Origin of the sequence: Mesorhizobium sp. B2-4-12, assembly GCF_006441575.1 — a bacterium.
Classification (GTDB): domain Bacteria; phylum Pseudomonadota; class Alphaproteobacteria; order Rhizobiales; family Rhizobiaceae; genus Mesorhizobium.
The window spans coordinates 1-18,646 of the sequence record NZ_VFVC01000036.1 but is presented as its reverse complement, the minus strand read 5'-3'; the positions used below and the strand labels follow the sequence as shown (position 1 = coordinate 18,646).

Below are 18,646 nucleotides of genomic sequence, written 5' to 3'. Positions count from 1 at the left end.
GGCAGGCCTATGATATTACTCAATGAAATAATTCGGAGCCGCATTTCGCATCGTCATTGACCGGCCTGCGCCCTTCCCCTATGTACTGGGCCTTGCATGAACTGAAGCTTGGGTGCGTGGAGGCCGCGAATTCGCCGCTCCGCGCCATTTGCTGCGCGGATGGCCGGCTGGGCCTGTGAAAGCGCGCAGCCTGATAGGAGTGCCGACATGGCCGAGATGACGCCCGCCTGGGCAACCGAAAAGCCGACCGCCCTTCTGGTGCTGGCCGACGGCACCGTCATCGAGGGCCGCGGTCTGGGCGCCACCGGCTCCGCCGTCGCCGAAGTCTGCTTCAACACGGCGCTCACCGGCTATGAGGAGATCCTCACCGATCCCTCTTATGCCGGCCAGATTGTCACCTTCACCTTCCCGCATATCGGCAATATCGGCACCAATGGCGAGGACATCGAGGACCTCAATCCGGCCGCGCGCGCCGGTGCCGTCGGCGCCGTGTTCAAGGCCGATGTCACCAACCCGTCCAACTACCGCGCCGCCGGCCATCTCGACCAGTGGCTGAAGAAGCGCGGCATCGTCGCGCTGTCGGGCATCGACACGAGGGCGCTCACCGCGCTGATCCGCGAAAAGGGCATGCCCAACGCCGTCATCGCGCATGCGCCCGACGGCGTCTTCGACCTCGACGACCTCAAACAGCGCGCCGCCGCTTGGTCGGGCCTGATCGGGCTCGATCTCGCCAAGGAGGTCACCTCGGGCCAGTCCTCGGTCTGGCGCGAGACGCCTTGGGTGTGGAACGAGGGTTTTGCCGAGCAGGACGCGCCGACCATGCATGTCGTTGCCGTCGACTATGGCGTCAAGCGCAACATATTGCGCCTGCTCGCGGGTCTCGGCGCCAAGGTCACGGTGGTTCCGGCCAAGACTGGTTCGGAAGAAATCCTGGCCATGCAGCCGGATGGCATCTTCCTCTCCAACGGTCCCGGCGACCCGGAAGCCACCGGCGACTATGCCGTGCCGGTCATCCAGGACTTGCTGAAGACCGACATTCCGGTGTTCGGCATCTGCCTCGGCCACCAGATGCTGGCCCTGGCGCTGGGCGGCAAGACCGCCAAGATGCACCAGGGCCATCACGGCGCCAATCATCCGGTCAAGGACCACACCACCGGCAAGGTCGAGATCGTCTCGATGAACCATGGCTTCGCCGTCGACGCGGACTCGCTGCCATCAGGCGTCGAGGAAACCCATGTCTCGCTGTTCGACGGCTCGAACTGCGGCATCGCGCTCACCGGCCGCCCGGTGTTCTCGGTCCAGCATCATCCCGAAGCCTCGCCCGGCCCGCAGGATTCCCACTATCTGTTCCGCCGCTTCGTCAACCTGATCCGCGAAAAGCGCGGCGAGGAGTTGCTGGCCGAGCGGGCCTGATCTTTCCTGGATCGGCAACAAGCGATAATATCGCTTAATACCAACAAGCGATAATATCGCTTAATACAAAACGATAAATCTGCGATACCGCTGTTGTGAAGACGATTATCCTTTCGGTATCGGCGGCTCGCGATCTCGACAACCTGCCCGCTGACGTCCGCGAGCAGGTCTCCGAAGGTTTGATCGCCTACGCAGTCAGCGGCCGTGGAGATGTAAAGCGTCTTTCCGGCAGGGGCGGTTACAGGCTGTGGATTGGCCGCTACCGCGTCATATTCGATGAAGATCGCATCACGATCCTTGCAGTCTACATCGGCAAGCGTGAAACGACGACTTACAGCCGGCCATAGGACAGAATGCCATGAACGCCCCGCAAATCATAAAGACTTCAACCGGCGAAGAACTGGTCGTTATCCCGAAGGCTGACTACGAGGCCTTGCTGCATGCCGCCGAAGAAGCCCTCGAAGACGCAGCGGATGTCGCCATCTACGACGAACGGAAAGCTGATCTCAAAACGGAAAAAGCCCTGCCCGCCGATGTGACCATGGATATTTTGCGAGGCTCCGGCCGCCTCAAGGCGCTCCGCAATTGGCGCAAGCTGACACAAGCCGAGTTGGCGAATGCCATCGGTGTCAGTCAGGGCTTCCTGTCGGATATCGAATCCAATCGCCGCAAACCGTCTGCGCAAACCACGGCGATGCTGGCAAAGGCGTTGGATGTCCCTGGCGAATGGCTTGAATCCTGATTTCCGACCTCACGCCACCGGCCGGCCTTCACTCGCCTCCAGTATGGCAAACCATTGCTGGCGGTCGAGGCTGATTGCCAGCGCCTTGACCATGGCGGCCAACCCTTCTCGCTTCATTGGACCGAGTACCGGAACCAGCCGGGCCGGAGAACAGCAGCCAAGCGATGGCGACGGTGGCGAGATCGCCGGCATCGATGCGGTGCCGATCAGCCGGGCAACCTGATCGGCATCCGGACGGGCGCCGCCATCGAGCAGGCGCCAGCGCCGAAGACCAGCCGCGACAGCGACACTCCATCCTTGGTCAGCGCGATGCGGCGGTCATGGCTCATACCTGCGCTCCATCTTCGGCGACGTCGGTCGTGACGGTCCTGGCCACTGCCGGCCTCGCCACCTTGGTGACGAAGACGATGAGCGCCAACACCAGGAAGCACGCTCCGACCAGATAGGGCGCGCCGCCGAAAGCCACGGGTGCGCTGGGCCCGGTGAACCAGGAGAAGATGGCCGTGTAAAGCAGCGGCGTGATGATTGAGGTGATCGAGAAGATCGAGGTCATCGCGCCCTGCAGTTCGCCTTGCGCCGAAGGTGGCACCTTGGCGGCGGCGAGGCTCCTGAGCGGCGGATCGGCCAAGGCCTCCAGGCAACCGGCTACGATCACCGCATAGATCATCCAGCCCTGCGTGGCGAAGGCATAGCCGAAGGCGCTGGCCGCCGTGAAGGTCAGGCCGATCACTGCTGTCTTCCACTCGCCAAGTCTGGGGATCACGCGCGGAAGGACGGTACCCATGATGATGGCACCGCACAGGCCGAAAGCGCCAAGCGAGAAGCCGATCTGTTGCTCACTCCAGCCATAACGATAGTTTGAGACGAACGACCAGACGGCCGGATACATCATGTGGCCGAGCGTCATCAGGAAGAAGACGAGCCCGATCCAGCCGATGCCCTGATACTGGCGCATCTGCAGCAGCGTGCCGACCGGGTTGGCGCGCTTCCATTCGAAGCGGCGGCGGTGCTTTTCATCGAGCGTTTCCGGCAGGAAGAACATCGCGATCAGGAAATTGACGAAGGCGAGCCCGGCGGCGAAATAGAACGGCACGCGCGGCCCGAACGTGCCGAGCAGCCCGCCCAGCACTGGTCCGATGACGAAGCCGACGCCGAAGGCGATGCCGAGCAGGCCGAAATTCTTGGCCCGGTTCTCATCGTTGGAGATGTCGGTGATGAAGGCCGACGTCGTCGAATAGCTGGCGCCTGAAATGCCGGCCAGCACGCGGCCGATGAACAGCATCGGAAAGGACCAGGCGACCGCGCAGATCAGATTGTCGATGGAGAAGGTCAGCACCGAGGCGAGCAGGATCGGCCTGCGGCCGAACCGGTCGCTCAGACCGCCCATGATGGGCGCGAAGAAGAACTGCATGGCGGCATAGACGAAGAACAGCCAGCCGCCCTCGATCGCCGCGCCGCTGATGCTGACACCGGACAACTCCTGCAGATAGGCCGGCAGTACCGGCATGATGATACCGAAGCCGATAATGTCGAGCAGCAGCGTGGTGAAAACGAGCGCAAGGCCCCGCTTGGCGGTTTTGGGGTCGATCATGACGGGTCAAGCTCCTCTGATCGCCCTGGGCGGGGCGGACGCACCTTATAGGCGAGCCCGCCGAAAGGAACAATGAGGGAACAGGCAGGAAGCTTTAATCCTGACACTCCCTGACGGCGTCATTTCCGTCATTGTATCGCCGTGGAATCAGTGCTCAGAGCGGGCCGCTCATCGTGTTGCAGTCCGACAGTTTGCCGTTTTTGTAACCGCGCGCCAGCCAGGTCTGCCGCTGCTGGGAGGTGCCATGATTGAAGCTTTCCGGCACGACATAACCCTGCATCTTCTTCTGCAGCGTGTCGTCGCCGATCTGCTTGGCGGCATTCAGCGCGCTTTCGAAATCGCCCGGTTCCAGAATGCCCTTCTGCGCGGTGTAGTGGGCCCACACGCCGGCGAAGCAGTCGGCCTGCAGCTCGATACGCACCGACAGCTGGTTGGCATCGGCTTCGCTCATGCCCTGCCGCATCTGGTTGAACTTGGACATGATGCCGGTGAGGTTCTGCACATGGTGGCCGACCTCATGCGCGATCACATAGGCGCGGGCGAATTCACCGGAGGCGCCGAACTGCTGGTCGAGCTGCTGGAAGAAGGTCATGTCGAGATAGACCTTGTGGTCGCCGGGGCAGTAGAACGGACCAGCCGCCGAGGAAGCGAAGCCGCAGGCCGAGCGGATTTGGCTGGAAAACAGCACCAGCTTGGGATCCTCATAGGTCAGGCCTTGCGACTTGAAAATGCCGGTCCAGGTGTCTTCGGTCTCGGCCAAGACGGTCGCCACGAACTGCTTCATCTCGTCATTGGCGGGCGCGGCGCCGTTGCCGCCGCTGTTGTCCGATATCTGGCCACCGCCGCCCGGCAGCAGCGCGCCGCCGTCCCCGTTCAGGAGTTGCAGGGGATTGATGCCGAAAACACCCCAGGCAATGAGCGCGACAACCGCGAAGATGATGAGGCCCGAGAGCGACATGCCGCCACCGCCCGCGCCGCCGCCGATGGGGATGCGGAACTGGCCGGGGCCGCCGCCGTCAAGCCCGCCGCCGGAGCCGCTGTCGCCGCGGTCGTCCTCGACATTGTCACTCTGACGACGACCTCTCCAGAGCATGGCAACTCCTCGCACTGCGAACTTCGCGTTGTTCCGGTATGGCCGGCCCAACCCAACAAACAATTATCCCAATGGTTGCGCCAAGTCACAGCATTTTTCGGTAGTGCATCAGTTTGAAATCTGCAAACTAGCCGGCGCTTCACGAGATCGCATCCGGGACTATGTTCAACCAAGCCAACGATGAGCCAGCCACCCGAGGCACAAGCCGCCTATGGCCGCATAGATCAAGCCGATCGGGCCTTTGGGGAAGGGCTCGTGGTGCACCACGCGTGGCGATGGCGGCCGATAATAGGATAGCAGTTGCCGTTGTGAGACGATTAGCATTTGCTCCAACTCGCGGCGCCCTTCCTCCCTTGCCCGTTTTGAGTCCAGGCGCTCCTGAACGTAGAGCTGTCTCGTATGCTCCGTGGCCGAAAATGAGTTTTCGTCTAGCCAGGCTTTGAATTTGCCGGGCCTGACGAGGACTTTGGCATGGGTGAAGTCGCGTCGGTGGAGTCTCTCCGCCTTGGAAGCTTCAAAACCCGTATGCCACTCTTCCCAAGTCGCCGGCATGTCATCAGCGCCGGCAAGCTGGCGGATACGAGGATAATCCTTGGCAGTGTAAACTGGAATAGCCCTGACTTCGCTGGTCATTGCAAGCCTTCCCCTTCTCCCAAGAAGAGGATGCGACTCCTAGGACTCGCTGTCCAGATGGCGCTACCCAGCCATCATAAGCCACTTGGTCTCCACCCCGCGCAGCCGGTATAGCCGTAACAGCAGAGTGCTCAGTCTTTTTGCTTGGCGCCGGCGCTCTTGCCGTCGGAGCTTTTCGAACGTTCCTCGAACCGCTCCGCTCCCTTCTTCAAGGGGTGGCCTGTCTCGGCTTCCGTCTTGCGCTCATCTCTGGCCGCAGCCTGCTTCAATCCCTTCGCCGCCTGCTTGCCCTTCGCGGTCGGTGCTTGTTCGACGCCCATCGTCTTCTCCCTGGCGCGACAATCGCGCGATCTCGGAAGCAACGTGCGGTGTGGTCAGGCGGTTCCCGCCCGCTGGTCCGTCCGAGGAAGTCGCCCCACCAGGCTCAGCCCACCGTCATCGCCTTGCGAAACGCCTCCAGCGTCTCGGCGCTGACATGGTGCTCGATGCCCTCGGCATCGATGCGCGCCGTCTCGGCGCTGACGCCGAGCGAGCGCAGGAAGGCTTCCACCGTCTGGTGACGGATGCGGCTCTCCTCGGCAACCTTGCGGCCGGCCTCGGTCAGGAACACGCCGCGATAGGGTTTTCTCGACACCAGCCCGTCGGCGCACAACCTGGTCAGCATCTTGGCCACTGTCGGCTGGGCGACGCCGAGCCTAGCCGCAATGTCGACTTGGCGCGCCTCGTTGCCGTCCTCGATCAGGTCGGAGATCAGTTCGACATAGTCCTCGACAAGTGCGCTGCGGCGCGCTTCGCGCGTCTGCCGGAACCCTTCCGAGTGGACGTCGGCGTCAGGCAATGGCTCACGCGGGACCGGTTTGTTCTTCAGCGCCAATGCGCGCTCCTCCTGGGAGTTTTGCCGTCTCTGTTTTTATAGCACGGGCTTTGATTCTTCAGGCCGTTTATTTGGAGGCATGTTCGCCGATCGGCAAGCAGGTCGTTGCGCGTCGGGACGACGTTCCTCCGCCAGCCTATGCCCTCGATGAGACGGCAGAAACCGATCCAGTGCCATTGTCCGTGACTCCTGGGGCCATATTTGGGTGTTGCTGAGCTGAAACCGCCCGACTGCAATCGCCGCCAGGGAGAAAGCCATGACCCGCAGTGACGTTCTGATCGTAGCCGCCGGCCCAACCGGCCTGGTGCTGGCCGCCTTCAACGATATCCGCCAATAGCGTTTCCAACTTCGGGCAAAGAAACTATTCTTCTTGCCGTACCAAGCGATCGCTGTTCGTGTCCTTGGCATGATCCCCATGCCGCATCATGCGTCGAAAGCTCATTGAGATATGCGCGCGCCTGATGTGCCCGATCGACTCCCAGTCGCCGATCTCCGCTGCGGCCAGGACTTCCTCCATCTCACGTCGAAACGCCGTGAACTCTTCCACAAGTCCTAGTTGAGGCATCATCTTCAGGACGACACGCGCCACCTGGAAATAAAGTCTCTCGCTGATCTCGCGCAATGGCTGGTTCCCGGTCATGGCGGTCAGTTCAGAAAAGAAGTCCATGTTCAGCTGCAGGAAAGCCCGCTGATCCGGATTGAGCATGTCGGAATCACAGCGCGCGATGAGCGTCCGGATTCGATCCAGGTCGGCCGCCGTCCGCGGGATCGGCGAAAGCTTGCCGACCAGAAGCGCCAATTCGAGGCGCAAGTGATAGACCTGCTGCAGTTCCTCGATGTCGACATCGGTGACTATGGTGCCGACGCCGTGCACGGATTGAACCAGACCTTCGGACTCAAGACGTGCCAGCACGCGACGGACCGGCGTGCGGCTGATCTGGAATTCCTGGGCGAGTTCTTCCTCGGAGAGCCGGCTTCCCGGCGGGTAGTCGAGCAGGCAGATGCGGTCTCGCAGGATCCGGTAGATACGCTCGAACCGTTCCCGCGCCGAAAGCGGCCGCGGCGCCTCCAGGATCGCCGTGGTGACCGAGGCATCCGTCTCCAGTGTCATCCAGCCTCCAGGACAGCATGCAAGAATTGCCGTGTCCGCTCGTTCTTAGGGGCACCGAACAGCTCGCCTGGCGGTCCCTGCTCGCATATCTTGCCTTGGTAGAAGAAGCAGACGCGATCGGAAAATTCCTTGGCGAAGCCCATCTGGTGCGTGACCATGAGCATCGTCAAATCATGCTCGCGGCCGATTTGCCTTATCACTTGCAGCACTTCGCCGACAAGTTCCGGATCAAGCGCCGAGGTCACCTCGTCGAACAGCATTATCTTGGGTCGCATCGCCAACGCCCTGGCGATGGCGACGCGCTGTTGCTGGCCACCGGAAAGCTGGGAAGGGTAATGATCCTTCTTCTGCGACAGCCCAACCATGTCGAGAAGCTCGGCTGCCCGCGCCTCGGCATCCGCCCTTTTCATGCCAAGCACGGTTATCGGCGCCTCGATGCAATTTGCCATCGCCGTCATGTGGGGGAACAGATTGAAGGATTGGAAGACCATACCGATCTTTGCCCGGATGCGACGGATGTGAGCAAGGTTGGCAGGCACAAGCATTCCGCCCTGCTGCATGTGCGTCAGCGGCTCGCCTTCGACCCAGATGACACCATCATTGATCGTCTCCAGCGTCATCAGCATGCGCAGCACGGTGGTCTTGCCCGAACCGGACGGGCCAATGACGGAGACCTTCTCGCCGCGCGCGATTTCGAGGTTCAAGCCGTCGAGAACGGTCAACGCGCCGTAGCGTTTGGAAACATTGTCGAAGCGGACCATCGGTTGTTCCGTCATCGCGTGTTCCTCCGGTTGAGCAGGCGTTCGAGGGCACGAATAAGCGCGGCAGAAACCAGGCTCATCGCAAGGAAGAACAGGCCGACCAGGGTAATCGGCTCGGTGTAGCGGAAAGTCTCGGAGCCGATGATCTTGGCTGTCTGCATGAGTTCCAGCACGGCGATAGCCGAAAGCAGCGGCGTTTCCTTGAACAGCGCGACGAGATAGTTGCCGAGCGCCGGCACGATCGGCGGAATGGCCTGCGGGATAACGATGTCGCGAAAGGTCGTCCAGGACGAGAGATTCAGCGCGATCGAGGCTTCCCATTGACCACGATGGATGTTGTCGAAGCCGGCGCGATAGACCTCCGAGCAGTAGGCGGCATAGTGAATGCCAATCGCCATGACACCAGCCGTGAACGCGTCGAGCACAAGGCCGAATTTCGGAAAGACGAAATAGAGGAAGAATATCTGGATGAGCAATGGCGTCGAGCGGATCAGCTCGACCAGCACCGAGATCGTCCAACCGGTCCACGGCACGGCGATGCGGATCACCGCCAGGACCAGGCCGAGCGAGGCCGCGATGGCGAAACCGAGCAGCGTCGCCTCTATCGAGATGACCGCGGCGCGCGCCAGCACCGGCAGGATCTCTAGGGCAAAACTCCAATCCCAGATCATGCTGCCTTCCCTCGCGCCAAGCCGAGCGAGGCCCGCTTTTCGAGCAGCCGCATGCCGATGGAAACGGTGAGCGACATGGCGAGATACATCAGCAGCACCAGCGTGAAGATTGGAATGGTCTTGAACGTGTTCTGGTTCATCTGCTGCGCCTTAAAGGCAAGGTCCGACAGGGTGATCAGCGAGACCAGCGCGGTCGACTTCAGCAACTCGATGAACAGATTGCCCCAAGGCGGGATCATGGCGATGAAGGCCTGCGGCAGGATGATCCGTCGCAGCATCTGCGCGCGGCTCATGTTGAGCGCAGTTCCCGCTTCCCACTGGCCGCGCGCGACTGACTGGATGGCCCCCCGCACGCATTCGGATCCGTAAGCCCCGACATTCAGGCCGAGCGCCAGCACGGCAACGAGAAATGCGTCTAGCGTGACGCCGAATTGCGGCAGCACAAAAAATAGCCAGAACAATTGCACCAGCGCCGAGGTGCCGCGAAAGATCTCGACATAGACCGTCGCCAGCCATCTAAGCGGCGCCGGGCCATACATACGTGCCAAGGCGGCGAGCACGCCCATGATGACCGCCAGCAGGCTGCCCAGGATGGCGATCTCCATTGTCAGGACGGCGCCCTGCAGCAGCCCCGGCAGGAACAGCCTGTATGTTGCCTGCGTTGCAAGCACGGCGATCACGGCCAGCGAGACAACCAGCATGGCAACGAGCGTGCGGATTCCCATCTGCTTCTCCGAGCAAAAAAAGGGGCGGCGCTTTCACGCCGCCCAGCAGTTGGGAACTTATTCGCCCTTGCAGAGCTGCGCGGTGGTCTTGTTCGGCAGATAATCCTTACCGAAGCCGAGTGGTTCGACCAGCGCAATGTGCTCCGGTGAGCCGATGAATTTCTTCAGTTCGGCATTGAACGCTTCCTGGAGATCGGTGTCCTCCTTGCGGAAGCCGAAGCCGCCGTGCCCCTTCACCGACTTGCCGGCAACTTCGCCGAAGGGCTTGGTCGATTCGACGCCATCGGCCTTCTTGGCCATATCGGCGATCGACAATGCGGTAAGCGCGGCGGCGTCGGCGCGCCCTGCCTGGACGGCGGCAACGAGACTGGACTGGTCAGGCAAAGCGACGATCTGCCCTGGCGCGACACCTGCATCCTTGGCGTATCCACCCTCGACCGCGCCCGCCATCACCGCAAGCTTGAGATCGGGATTGTCCTTGACGCTTGAATAATCCTTTATGCCCTTCGGGTTGCCCTTCGCCACCAGCATGGCCTGACCGATACCATAGGACGGTTCGGAGAAATTGATCTCCGCGCAACGCTTTGGATTGATGAACATGCCGGCAGCGATGATGTCAAATCTCCCAGCCTTCAGGCCAGGTATGAGCGACCCGAATTCGGTCAGCACGCCGTCCACCTGCGAAATGCCCATCTTGGCGAGCACAGCCTTGGCGACCTCGGGCGCTTCGCCGGTCAATTTGCCGTCAGGCGTTGCGAACCCGAACGGCGCCTCATTGGCGAAACCGACGCGGATGTAGCCGTCCTTCTTGGCGCGTTCGAGGGTCGTTTCGGCCTGAGCCGGAAGCGCCGTGAACATAGTCGCGACGAGCGCAAGGCAGGCAGCCGTCTTCATGGCCGTGCGGCGAGATATCTGTGACATGAGCATGCATTCCCCTTTTCTTTTTTGGATGAGCTTACTGGCTCGAAGGACGTTTCTCCATCGTCACATCGAACATGTAAGACGTATACAACTCATCTGGACATATCGCAAGACACCCTGTACGAATCTGGAAAATCACTGATGTCAGCCCGAATGTGTGGCTGGATTGATTGCTAGTTGTGCACAATTAGAGGTATCTGCCTCGAAATGTAGCGGCGGACTTGCAATCGATCACGATGGTCACGGGGACAAGTTTTGAGCAGGTCAGCCAATTTCACGAAGACGGAATACGCGCAGCGCCTGACGGGCGTGAAGCGGCGCATGGAGAAGGCCGGCTTCGATCTCATCGTCTGCCAGGATCCCGCAAACATGTGCTGGCTTACTGGCTACGACGGATGGTCCTTCTACGTGCCGCAATGCGTGCTCGTCCATCTGGAGGAAAATCTGCCGATCTGGTTCGGCAGGGCGCAGGACGCCAGGAGCGCCCGCTTGACCACCGGCCTGCCCGAAGAAAACATCGTCGCGTTCTCCGAGCGGCTGGTACAGCAGCCTATCGAGCATCCGTATGACGAACTCGCCAGCCTGATCCGGGCACGCGGATGGGAACAGGCGCGCATCGGCGTCGAGATGGACGCGCACTACTACACGGCGCGCTGTCATGCCCATCTTGTCGGCGGCCTGCCCGCGGCGCGTTTCGGCAACAATCACGACCTCGTCAACTGGGCGCGGCTGGTAAAATCGGAGGCCGAACTGGTGCTGATCCGTGAAGCCGGCGCGATCTGCGACAATGCCATGAACCGCGCGGTCGAAAAGATGCGACCGGGCGTGCCGCAGAACCAAGTGATCGCGGAAATCTATCATGCCCAGATCATGGGCCTGCCAGGCGTCGGCGGCGACTACGCAGCAATCTGCCCGCTGATGCCGGTAGGCGAAGGCACGAGCACACCGCATCTGACCTGGTCGGACGCGCCTCTTCCGGACAGCGGGCTGGCCATCATCGAGATCGCCGGTGTGCGACGGCGCTATCACGCGGCGCTAACCCGGACGGTGCATTTCGGCAAGCCGCCGACCGCCCTCTCCGATATGGCAAAGGCGATCGTCGAAGGGGTCGATGCGGGCCTCGATCTGGCACGGCCCGGCAACACTGCCGAAGAGGTCGAGGCCGCCTGGCAGGCGGTGCTGCGCAGAAACGGGCTGAAGAAGGAAAGCCGCGTCGGCTATCCTGTCGGCCTCGCCTATCCGCCGGATTGGGGCGAACGCACCGCAAGCCTGAGGCCTGGCGACAAGACCGAACTGCAGCCCGGTATGTGCTTCCACTTCATGGCCGGCGTATGGCTCGACGATTTCGGCGTCGCCATTTCCGAATCCTTCGTCGTTACCGAAGGCGGCGGCGAACGGCTGTGCGACGTGACCCGCGATCTCATCGTCATTGACTGACCACCAGCCCAAGAGCCGGTAACTTCAAGGATACCCAATGGACCGCAATCCCTTTTCCGAAGCCGAAATCGCCGGCCGCCTGTCGAAGGTGTCCACGGCGCTGGCAGAACGCGGGCTTGATGCCGCTATCTTCGCTTCGCCTGAGAATATCTTCTACCTCACCGGCCTCGACCATTGGGGCTATTTCGCGCCACACCTCTTGATTGTCCCACTCGACGGTCGACCGGTTCTGGTCACCCGGTCAATGGAAAAGGTGACGATAGAGAAACAGGTGAAGGCGGCGGATTTCCGCGGTCATTCCGACAGCGAAACCGCTGCCGATCTGGCCGCGCGCCTCATTTTTGAGCTTGGCCTGGCAGGCAAACAGATCGGCCTCGAAAACTGGACGGCGGGTCTGAGCCATGGCCTCGCCTTGAGGCTCGAGGCGCGGGCCGTCGCCAGGTGGAGCGACGTTTCCGGGCTCGTCGACAGGATGCGGCTGGTGAAGAGTGCCGAGGAACAGGTGCTGATGCGCCGCGCCGCCAAGGTTACGGACGCTGCTGCAGGTGCGGCCATCGCGGCAATCTCCGCCGGCGCCGCCGAGCAGGAGGTCGCCGCCCAATGCGTGGCGGCGATGATCCGCGCCGGGGGCCACGCGCCGGGCTTCGGCCCGTTCATTCGTCCGGCCGCCAGGCTCGGGGAAGAACACACGACCTGGGGCGACGGCATCTACCGCACCGGCGAGCCTGTCTTCGTCGAACTCTCCGGCTGCGTCTCGCGCTATCATGCGCCGCTTGGCCGGCTGATCCGTATTGGCAGCACCAAGGATCAAGACGCGGCGATGGCCGAGGTGACGGCCAAGGCATTCGATGCCGTCGTCAAGGCGCTCAGACCTGGCGTCAGAGCGCGCGACGTCTATGCCGCCTGGCAAGACGTCGCCGACGGAGCCGGTCTCTCGCACTATCGTCGCCATCATTGCGGGTATCTGGTCGGCATTGGCCAGCCGCCATCCTGGACCGGCGGCAATTCGGTGACCGGCCTCAGGCACGATTCCGATCTCGAAATCGAGACTGGCATGAGCTTTCACATCCTGTCCTGGCTGATGGGCACCGGCCGCGGCGAGCATTTCATGTCAAACACGGTGCTGCTGACCGACGCAGGCGCTGAAGTGCTGACGCGCACCCCGGCCGGTTCGATCGTTCGCTAGACCATGAACATGTCGCGCTATTCTGCGTTCTCGATTTTCCGCAATGGCCTCTCCGGCCAGAAGAACTGGCAGCGCGCCTGGCGCGCGGCGGAGCCGAAGCCGGCTTACGACGTGATCATCGTCGGCGGTGGCGGACATGGGCTGGCCACGGCCTTCTATCTCGCCGAGAACCACGCCATCCGCAATGTCGCCGTGCTGGAGAAGGGCTATGTCGGCGGCGGCAATGTCGGCCGCAACACCACCGTCATCCGCTCCAACTACCTGCTCGACGGCAACACCCAATTCTACGAATTCTCGGTCAAGCTGTGGGAAGGCCTGTCGCAGGCGCTGAATTTCAACGTCATGTTTTCGCAGCGCGGCCAGATCGTCACCGCCCATTCCGCGGACCAGCTCGACACTTTCAGTCATCGCGCCAACATCATGCGGCTGAACGGCATCGATGCCGACATACTCGACCGCGATGCGGTGCGGCGGCTGGTGCCCTATCTCGATTTCTCCGACACGGCGCGATTTCCGATATATGGCGCCATCCTGCAGGGTCGCGCCGGCACCGCCCGCCACGATGCCGTCGCTTGGGGTTATGCGCGCGCCGCCGATGGTCATGGCGTCGACATCATCCAGAACTGCGAAGTAACCGGTTTTGTCCGCGATGGCGACAGGATCATCGGCGTCGAGACGAGCAAGGGCCGGATCGGCGCCGGCATGGTCGGCCTCGCCGTTGCCGGTCATACGTCGGTGCTCGGACGGAAGGCAGGCCTGGAATTGCCGATCGAAAGCCATGTGCTCCAGGCTTTCGTCACCGAGCCGCTGAAGCCGCTGGTCGACCATGTCGTCGCCTATGGCGCCGATCATTTCTATGTCAGCCAATCCGACAAGGGCGGGCTTGTCTTCGGCGGCAATCTCGACGGTTACAACTCCTATGCCCAGCGCGGCAATCTCGGCGTCGTGCGCGAGGTGGCGGAGGCCGCGATCGCGCTGATGCCCTGCATCTCGCGCGTCAGGCTGCTGCGCCATTGGGGCGGCGTCATGGACATGACGCCCGACGCCAGCCCGATCATCTGCCCGACGCCGATCGACGGGCTCTATCTCAACGGCGGCTGGTGCTATGGCGGCTTCAAGGCGACACCAGCTTCGGGCTGGTGTTTTGCACACACGCTGGCGACCGGCAAACCGCATCCGCTGATCGCCGCTTACGGGCTCGACCGTTTCCGCACCGGCCACACACTCGACGAGGCCGGTGCCGGTCCCTCGGCCTGGCTGCAATAGGGAGCAGCGAAATGCTTCGCATCGAATGTCCGTGCTGCGGCCCGCGCGACCATGATGAGTTCCGCTATGGCGGCGACGCTTCGGTCACGCGTCCGCGGCATGACGATCCGGACCCGGAGGCCTGGTACCACTATGTTTATGTGCGCAAAAACCCGCCCGGGCAGCACAGCGAGTTCTGGCAGCACGTGACCGGCTGCCGGCAATGGCTGGTCGTCGAGCGCGACACCTGCGACCATTCCATCCTCTCCGTCGGTTTCGCCAGGACATAGAAGCATGAACTCGAATGACAGACGTTTGCCAGCAGGCGGCCGTATCGATCGTGCGCAACCGATTGGCTTCAGCTTCGATGGCCGCACGCTGAACGGCTACCAAGGCGACACGCTGGCTTCGGCTTTGCTGGCCAACGGGATCACACTCACCGGACGTAGCTTCAAATATCACCGACCGCGCGGCATCTTCTCGGCCGGCCCCGAAGAACCGAACGCTCTGGTCACCCTCGGGAGTGGGGGACGGCGCGAACCGAACCTGCCGGCCACCACGCTCGAACTGGCGGAAGGCATGTCTGCCGAAAGCCAGAACCGCTGGCCGTCACTTGCGTTCGACCTGCAGAGCATCAACGGGCTGTTTGCGCCGTTCCTTTCGGCCGGCTTCTACTACAAGACCTTCATGGGACCGACGCGGCGCGCCTGGATGTTCTATGAGCATTTTATCCGCCGGGCGGCAGGCCTGGGCCGGGCCGGCACGGAGCCCGATCCCGATCGCTACGAGGTGCGTCACGCATTTGCCGATATTGCCATTGTCGGCGGCGGCCCTGCCGGCCTCTCGGCGGCTCGCGCCGCGGCATACGCAGGCGCAAGCGTTGCGCTGATCGAGCAGGATTTCCTGCTCGGCGGCCAGCTTCTTTCGGAGCGTTCCGATGGCGAGGCGGCAGCGTGGCTGAAGGCGGTCGAGACCGAACTGGCAGGCCTGTCCAACGTCACGGTGCTGCGCAAGACGATGGCATTCGGCGCCTATGACGGCAACACCCTGGCGCTGATCGAACGAAACGATGATCCGACCGCGCAAGGCGCTCCGCGGCAGGTCTTCACCATGCTTCGCGCCCGCGCAGTCGTCTTTGCCACCGGTGCCATCGAGCGGCCGCTGGTCTTCTCCAACAATGACCGGCCGGGTGTCATGCTGGCATCGGCCGCCCGGATCTACCTCAATCGCTTCGCCGTCCTGCCGGGCAAGAATATCCTGGTCGCTGCCGCGAATGACGGCGCCTATCTCACCGCCATCGACCTCGCCGCCGCCGGTGCGCAAGTGACCATCGCGGATCAGCGCAGCGCCTCACCTGCCGATCTGGCGGAGGAAGCCAGGCGCCTGAACGTAGCGATCCGGGCCGGGACCCAAATCGCCGACCTGCGTGGCGGCCATGAGGTCAAGGCCGCGAAGCTTGCCGGGCCGCGCGGCAATTCGGAGATTGCGTGCGACCTCGTCTGCGTGTCCGGCGGCTGGTCACCGACCGTGCATCTCACCTCGCATCTCGGGGTCAAGCCTATCTATCGCGACGACATGGACGGCTTCATCCCCGGCGCCTTTCCGGCAGGCCACTTTGGCGCCGGTGCAATGATGGGCTGCTTCTCGACCGCCGATGCCACCGACGGCGGCCACCGTGCCGGCATCGAAGCTGCGGCCTTCTGCGGAAAATCTCGAGCCGCACCGGCCCCTGCGAAGCTCGATCTCGGCGAAGCCGCGGCCAACGCGTTCCGTGCAATCCCCTTCGTCGGCCGCGGAAAGGCCTTTGTCGATTTCCAGATGGATGTGACCAGCAAGGACATCGAACTGGCGTATCGCGAGGGTTATGAATCGGTCGAGCACCTGAAGCGCTACACCACGCTCGGTATGGGGACCGACCAGGGCAAGACCAGCAATTTCGCCGCGCTGTCGGCCATGGCGGCGTTGCGCCAGGCGACGATCCCGCAAACCGGAACAACGACCTTTCGTCCGCCCTACGCGCCGATCGCTATCGGCGCGCTCGCCGGCCGCGCCGTCGGCCACCATTTCAAGCCGTTTCGCCGCACGCCGATGCATGATTGGCATGTGGCGAACGGCGCCGAGATGCTCGAGGTCGGGCTGTGGATGCGTCCTTACTTCTATCGCGCCGCCGGCCGCGACGTGAACGAGGCCTATGTCGCAGAGATGCGCATGGTGCGCGGGGCCGCGGGCCTGATGGACATTTCCACTCTCGGCAAGATCGACGTGCAAGGGCCAGACGCGGCCATTTTCCTCGACCGCGTCTACGTCAACGGCTTCGCCAAGCTGCCGGTAGGCCGCGCCCGCTACGGCGTCATGCTGCGCGATGACGGCGTCGTCTTCGATGACGGCACCACCACGCGATTGTCGGAAAACCGTTTCTTCATGACCACCTCGACCGCCAAGGCGGCCGATGTCCTGTCGCGGCTGGAATTCCTGCTCGACACCGCGTGGCCGGACCTGCGCGTCGCCGTCACCTCCGTCAGCGACGAATGGGCAGCGATGTCGGTCGCCGGACCGAGGAGCCGCGATATCCTTGCCGCCGCCTTTCCGGAGATCGACGTCTCGAACGATGCGCTGCCGCATATGGGCCTTGCCGAAGCGGAGTTTGACGGCCGGGCATTGCGCATCATGCGGCTCAGCTATTCCGGCGAGCGCGCCTACGAGATCTATGTCGGCGCAACTGCCGGCGGGAAGGTCTGGCACCATTTGCTTGAGGCCGCCGCGCCCTTCGGCCTGAGACCCTACGGGGTCGAAGCGCTCGGGGCGCTGCGGGTCGAAAAGGGCCATGTCGCCGGACCCGAGATCGATGGCCGTACCGCGCTCGACGATCTCGGCCTTGGCCGCATGATCGGAAAGCGCACCGGATTCGTTGGTGATGTCTTGCGGCGGCGTCCGGCCTTTCAGGCGCCCAACCGCCAGCGACTTGTCGGACTGGAATGCACTGAGGAAGGCAAGCGCCTGCGTGGCGGCGCGATATTGTTCATGCCCGACGATACCGTTGCAGGGCATGGACGCGGCCGGATAACCTCGGTCACGTTCAGCCCGGAGCACGGCCGTTATGTCGGCCTTGCCCTGCTGGCAGGCGATGTCGCGGTCGAGGGAAGCGAAGTCCTCGCCACCTATCCGATGAAGGCTGAAACCGTTCGCGCCCGCATCGTCTCGCCCGTCTTTCTGGATCCGAAAGGAGAGCGGCTGCATGGTTGAGGCTCTGGCATTGAAAGATTTCAATCTGTCGACGTCAGATTGCCCGATCGTTCAGATCGAGGGCTGGGACGGGATGCTGGCCCGGTTTGAGTTGAGTGTTTCGCAATTGCTGGGCACCGCCCTGCCCGTCTCCGTCGGCGAGACTGCCCGTTGTGCCGACACGCTCATCGTCCGGGTCTCTCCCCGCCGTCTGTGGCTGATCACGGAGGCGGATGCAAAACCGCCGCAACCCGCGATCGATCCCGAGCTGGGCTGTTCGCTCTCCCTCGGCGAGGGACGCGTGCGCTTCAGCTTGAGCGGCGCGGGCGTCCTGGAAATCCTCTCCAACTGCATCGCAGTCGACTGGCGCTCGGCAGGCTCAGCGCCAGGCCGCGCATTGCAAACGACCCTCCATCACGTACCGGTGCTCGTCCTGCGCACGAGCGAGACCGGCTGCGACATGATCGTGCCGCGAAGCTTTGCGCGCAGCCTTGCGGACTGGATCGCCGAAAGCCGTTCTTCGCCTGGAATTAAAGCGCGAAATTGACTGACCGCTGGCCGACGAGATGGAACCCTTTCCAACCGGGGATTTGGAAGTAATCACGTCGAGGATCGCTCGACAGCGGCTGTCGACCGCCAAAACCCACCAACAAAGCCATCCGGAGCCTCCGGCGCTGACATGGTGCTCGATGCCCTCGGCATCGATGCGCGCCGTCTCGGCGCTGACGCCGAGCGAGCGCAGGAAGGCTTCCACCGTGTGGTGGCGGATGCGGCTCTCCTCGGCAACCTTGCGGCCGGCCTCGGTCAGGAACACACCGCGATAGGGTTTTCTCGACACCAGCCCGTCGGCGCACAACCTGGTCAGCATCTTGGCCACTGTCGGCTGGGCGACGCCGAGCCTAGCCGCAATATCGACTTGGCGCGCCTCGTTGCCGTCCTCGATCAGGTCGGAGATCAGTTCGACATAGTCCTCGACAAGTGCGCTGCGGCGCGCTTCGCGCGTCTGCCGGAACCCTTCCGA

20 protein-coding genes and 1 pseudogene are annotated in these 18,646 nt (G+C 62.7%); 9 read left to right on the top strand and 12 right to left on the bottom strand.

The annotated features are described in order from the left end of the window. Positions 1–207 precede the first annotated feature (207 nt). The 3 genes from carA to FJ934_RS20180 all read left to right on the top strand — a co-directional run bounded on the left by carA (position 208) and on the right by FJ934_RS20180 (position 2,155). Positions 208–1,413, top strand: coding sequence for a glutamine-hydrolyzing carbamoyl-phosphate synthase small subunit (carA, locus tag FJ934_RS20190; protein WP_140611663.1), 1,206 nt, complete (start codon positions 208–210; stop codon positions 1,411–1,413). 95 nt (positions 1,414–1,508) lie between these two features. Then, a complete protein-coding gene (locus tag FJ934_RS20185; protein WP_140611661.1) occupies positions 1,509–1,760 on the top strand; it encodes a plasmid stabilization protein in 252 nt (83 codons plus the stop codon). Positions 1,761–1,771: 11 nt separating this feature from the next. After that, entirely contained in the window at positions 1,772–2,155 is a 384-nt protein-coding gene (locus tag FJ934_RS20180; RefSeq protein ID WP_140611659.1) for a helix-turn-helix transcriptional regulator, read from the top strand. Between the two features lie 206 nt (positions 2,156–2,361). Here FJ934_RS20180 and FJ934_RS28705 read toward each other — a convergent pair whose 3' ends face one another. From FJ934_RS28705 to ehuB, 11 genes are all read right to left on the bottom strand, one after another. Continuing rightward, complete coding sequence (locus FJ934_RS28705; protein ID WP_281407618.1) at positions 2,362–2,484, bottom strand: hypothetical protein; 123 nt, start codon at positions 2,482–2,484, stop codon at positions 2,362–2,364. Further along, positions 2,481–3,746 (bottom strand): TCR/Tet family MFS transporter, encoded by a 1,266-nt coding sequence (locus tag FJ934_RS20170; protein WP_140611657.1) that lies wholly within the window; start codon positions 3,744–3,746, stop codon positions 2,481–2,483. Before FJ934_RS20170 ends, FJ934_RS28705 begins: the two co-directional genes overlap by 4 nt. Positions 3,747–3,900: 154 nt before the next feature. Continuing rightward, positions 3,901–4,839 (bottom strand): neutral zinc metallopeptidase, encoded by a 939-nt coding sequence (locus tag FJ934_RS20165; RefSeq protein WP_140611655.1) that lies wholly within the window; start codon positions 4,837–4,839, stop codon positions 3,901–3,903. Between the two features lie 165 nt (positions 4,840–5,004). Next, positions 5,005–5,472: a hypothetical protein gene (locus FJ934_RS20160; protein ID WP_140611653.1), complete on the bottom strand. Its 468-nt coding sequence runs from the start codon at positions 5,470–5,472 to the stop codon at positions 5,005–5,007. A 131-nt stretch (positions 5,473–5,603) separates the two neighbouring features. Then, a complete protein-coding gene (locus tag FJ934_RS20155; RefSeq protein WP_140611651.1) occupies positions 5,604–5,792 on the bottom strand; it encodes a hypothetical protein in 189 nt (62 codons plus the stop codon). A 104-nt stretch (positions 5,793–5,896) separates the two neighbouring features. Beyond that, positions 5,897–6,346 carry a manganese-binding transcriptional regulator MntR gene (gene mntR / locus FJ934_RS20150; protein ID WP_140611649.1) on the bottom strand — a complete coding sequence of 150 codons (450 nt, stop codon included), beginning with the start codon at positions 6,344–6,346 and terminating at the stop codon, positions 5,897–5,899. A 361-nt stretch (positions 6,347–6,707) separates the two neighbouring features. Then, positions 6,708–7,457: a GntR family transcriptional regulator gene (locus tag FJ934_RS20145; protein WP_140611647.1), complete on the bottom strand. Its 750-nt coding sequence runs from the start codon at positions 7,455–7,457 to the stop codon at positions 6,708–6,710. Further along, positions 7,454–8,233, bottom strand: coding sequence for an ectoine/hydroxyectoine ABC transporter ATP-binding protein EhuA (gene ehuA / locus FJ934_RS20140; RefSeq protein ID WP_140611645.1), 780 nt, complete (start codon positions 8,231–8,233; stop codon positions 7,454–7,456). Before ehuA ends, FJ934_RS20145 begins: the two co-directional genes overlap by 4 nt. Beyond that, positions 8,230–8,889 carry an ectoine/hydroxyectoine ABC transporter permease subunit EhuD gene (ehuD, locus tag FJ934_RS20135; protein ID WP_140611643.1) on the bottom strand — a complete coding sequence of 220 codons (660 nt, stop codon included), beginning with the start codon at positions 8,887–8,889 and terminating at the stop codon, positions 8,230–8,232. Before ehuD ends, ehuA begins: the two co-directional genes overlap by 4 nt. Continuing rightward, positions 8,886–9,614 (bottom strand): ectoine/hydroxyectoine ABC transporter permease subunit EhuC, encoded by a 729-nt coding sequence (ehuC, locus tag FJ934_RS20130; protein ID WP_140611641.1) that lies wholly within the window; start codon positions 9,612–9,614, stop codon positions 8,886–8,888. The genes ehuD and ehuC overlap by 4 nt, the downstream gene beginning before the upstream one ends. A 57-nt stretch (positions 9,615–9,671) precedes the next feature. Then, positions 9,672–10,535, bottom strand: coding sequence for an ectoine/hydroxyectoine ABC transporter substrate-binding protein EhuB (gene ehuB, locus FJ934_RS20125; RefSeq protein WP_226890382.1), 864 nt, complete (start codon positions 10,533–10,535; stop codon positions 9,672–9,674). A gap of 255 nt (positions 10,536–10,790) precedes the next feature. On the opposite strand from ehuB, the gene FJ934_RS20120 reads away from it, so the two are divergent. Genes FJ934_RS20120 through FJ934_RS20095 form a run of 6 tightly spaced genes read left to right on the top strand, consistent with a single transcriptional unit; the run spans position 10,791 to position 18,172 of the window. Then, entirely contained in the window at positions 10,791–11,972 is a 1,182-nt protein-coding gene (locus FJ934_RS20120; RefSeq protein WP_140611637.1) for a M24 family metallopeptidase, read from the top strand. A gap of 37 nt (positions 11,973–12,009) precedes the next feature. Then, complete coding sequence (locus FJ934_RS20115) at positions 12,010–13,158, top strand: Xaa-Pro peptidase family protein (RefSeq protein ID WP_140611635.1); 1,149 nt, start codon at positions 12,010–12,012, stop codon at positions 13,156–13,158. Between the two features lie 9 nt (positions 13,159–13,167). Continuing rightward, the gene (locus FJ934_RS20110; protein WP_140611633.1) at positions 13,168–14,424 is read left to right on the top strand and encodes a sarcosine oxidase subunit beta family protein; all 1,257 of its coding nucleotides are present in this window, start codon (positions 13,168–13,170) and stop codon (positions 14,422–14,424) included. Positions 14,425–14,435: 11 nt separating this feature from the next. After that, positions 14,436–14,693, top strand: coding sequence for a sarcosine oxidase subunit delta (locus FJ934_RS20105; protein WP_140611631.1), 258 nt, complete (start codon positions 14,436–14,438; stop codon positions 14,691–14,693). A gap of 4 nt (positions 14,694–14,697) precedes the next feature. Next, positions 14,698–17,646, top strand: a complete 2,949-nt coding sequence (locus FJ934_RS20100) for a sarcosine oxidase subunit alpha family protein (protein ID WP_140611629.1) — start codon at positions 14,698–14,700, stop codon at positions 17,644–17,646. Next, positions 17,639–18,172, top strand: coding sequence for a sarcosine oxidase subunit gamma (locus FJ934_RS20095; protein ID WP_246671572.1), 534 nt, complete (start codon positions 17,639–17,641; stop codon positions 18,170–18,172). Before FJ934_RS20100 ends, FJ934_RS20095 begins: the two co-directional genes overlap by 8 nt. A 123-nt stretch (positions 18,173–18,295) precedes the next feature. Here FJ934_RS20095 and mntR (FJ934_RS20090) read toward each other — a convergent pair. Then, a pseudogene (gene mntR, locus FJ934_RS20090) lies at positions 18,296–18,646 on the bottom strand (manganese-binding transcriptional regulator MntR); the annotation flags it as partial.

Excerpts from the sequence above, each read along its gene's own strand:
- FJ934_RS20105 (WP_140611631.1), top strand. The coding sequence starts at position 14,436 with ATGCTTCGCATCGAATGTCCGTGCTGCGGCCCGCGCGACCATGATGAG.
- FJ934_RS20160 (WP_140611653.1), bottom strand. The coding sequence starts at position 5,472 with ATGACCAGCGAAGTCAGGGCTATTCCAGTTTACACTGCCAAGGATTAT.
- FJ934_RS20165 (WP_140611655.1), bottom strand. The coding sequence starts at position 4,839 with ATGCTCTGGAGAGGTCGTCGTCAGAGTGACAATGTCGAGGACGACCGC.
- FJ934_RS28705 (WP_281407618.1), bottom strand. The coding sequence starts at position 2,484 with ATGAGCCATGACCGCCGCATCGCGCTGACCAAGGATGGAGTGTCGCTG.
- FJ934_RS20170 (WP_140611657.1), bottom strand. The coding sequence starts at position 3,746 with ATGATCGACCCCAAAACCGCCAAGCGGGGCCTTGCGCTCGTTTTCACC.
- FJ934_RS20100 (WP_140611629.1), top strand. The coding sequence starts at position 14,698 with ATGAACTCGAATGACAGACGTTTGCCAGCAGGCGGCCGTATCGATCGT.
- ehuD (WP_140611643.1), bottom strand. The coding sequence starts at position 8,889 with ATGATCTGGGATTGGAGTTTTGCCCTAGAGATCCTGCCGGTGCTGGCG.
- FJ934_RS20095 (WP_246671572.1), top strand. The coding sequence starts at position 17,639 with ATGGTTGAGGCTCTGGCATTGAAAGATTTCAATCTGTCGACGTCAGAT.
- ehuA (WP_140611645.1), bottom strand. The coding sequence starts at position 8,233 with ATGACGGAACAACCGATGGTCCGCTTCGACAATGTTTCCAAACGCTAC.
- ehuC (WP_140611641.1), bottom strand. The coding sequence starts at position 9,614 with ATGGGAATCCGCACGCTCGTTGCCATGCTGGTTGTCTCGCTGGCCGTG.
- FJ934_RS20155 (WP_140611651.1), bottom strand. The coding sequence starts at position 5,792 with ATGGGCGTCGAACAAGCACCGACCGCGAAGGGCAAGCAGGCGGCGAAG.
- FJ934_RS20145 (WP_140611647.1), bottom strand. The coding sequence starts at position 7,457 with ATGACACTGGAGACGGATGCCTCGGTCACCACGGCGATCCTGGAGGCG.
- FJ934_RS20115 (WP_140611635.1), top strand. The coding sequence starts at position 12,010 with ATGGACCGCAATCCCTTTTCCGAAGCCGAAATCGCCGGCCGCCTGTCG.
- FJ934_RS20110 (WP_140611633.1), top strand. The coding sequence starts at position 13,168 with ATGTCGCGCTATTCTGCGTTCTCGATTTTCCGCAATGGCCTCTCCGGC.
- FJ934_RS20180 (WP_140611659.1), top strand. The coding sequence starts at position 1,772 with ATGAACGCCCCGCAAATCATAAAGACTTCAACCGGCGAAGAACTGGTC.
- carA (WP_140611663.1), top strand. The coding sequence starts at position 208 with ATGGCCGAGATGACGCCCGCCTGGGCAACCGAAAAGCCGACCGCCCTT.
- ehuB (WP_226890382.1), bottom strand. The coding sequence starts at position 10,535 with ATGTCACAGATATCTCGCCGCACGGCCATGAAGACGGCTGCCTGCCTT.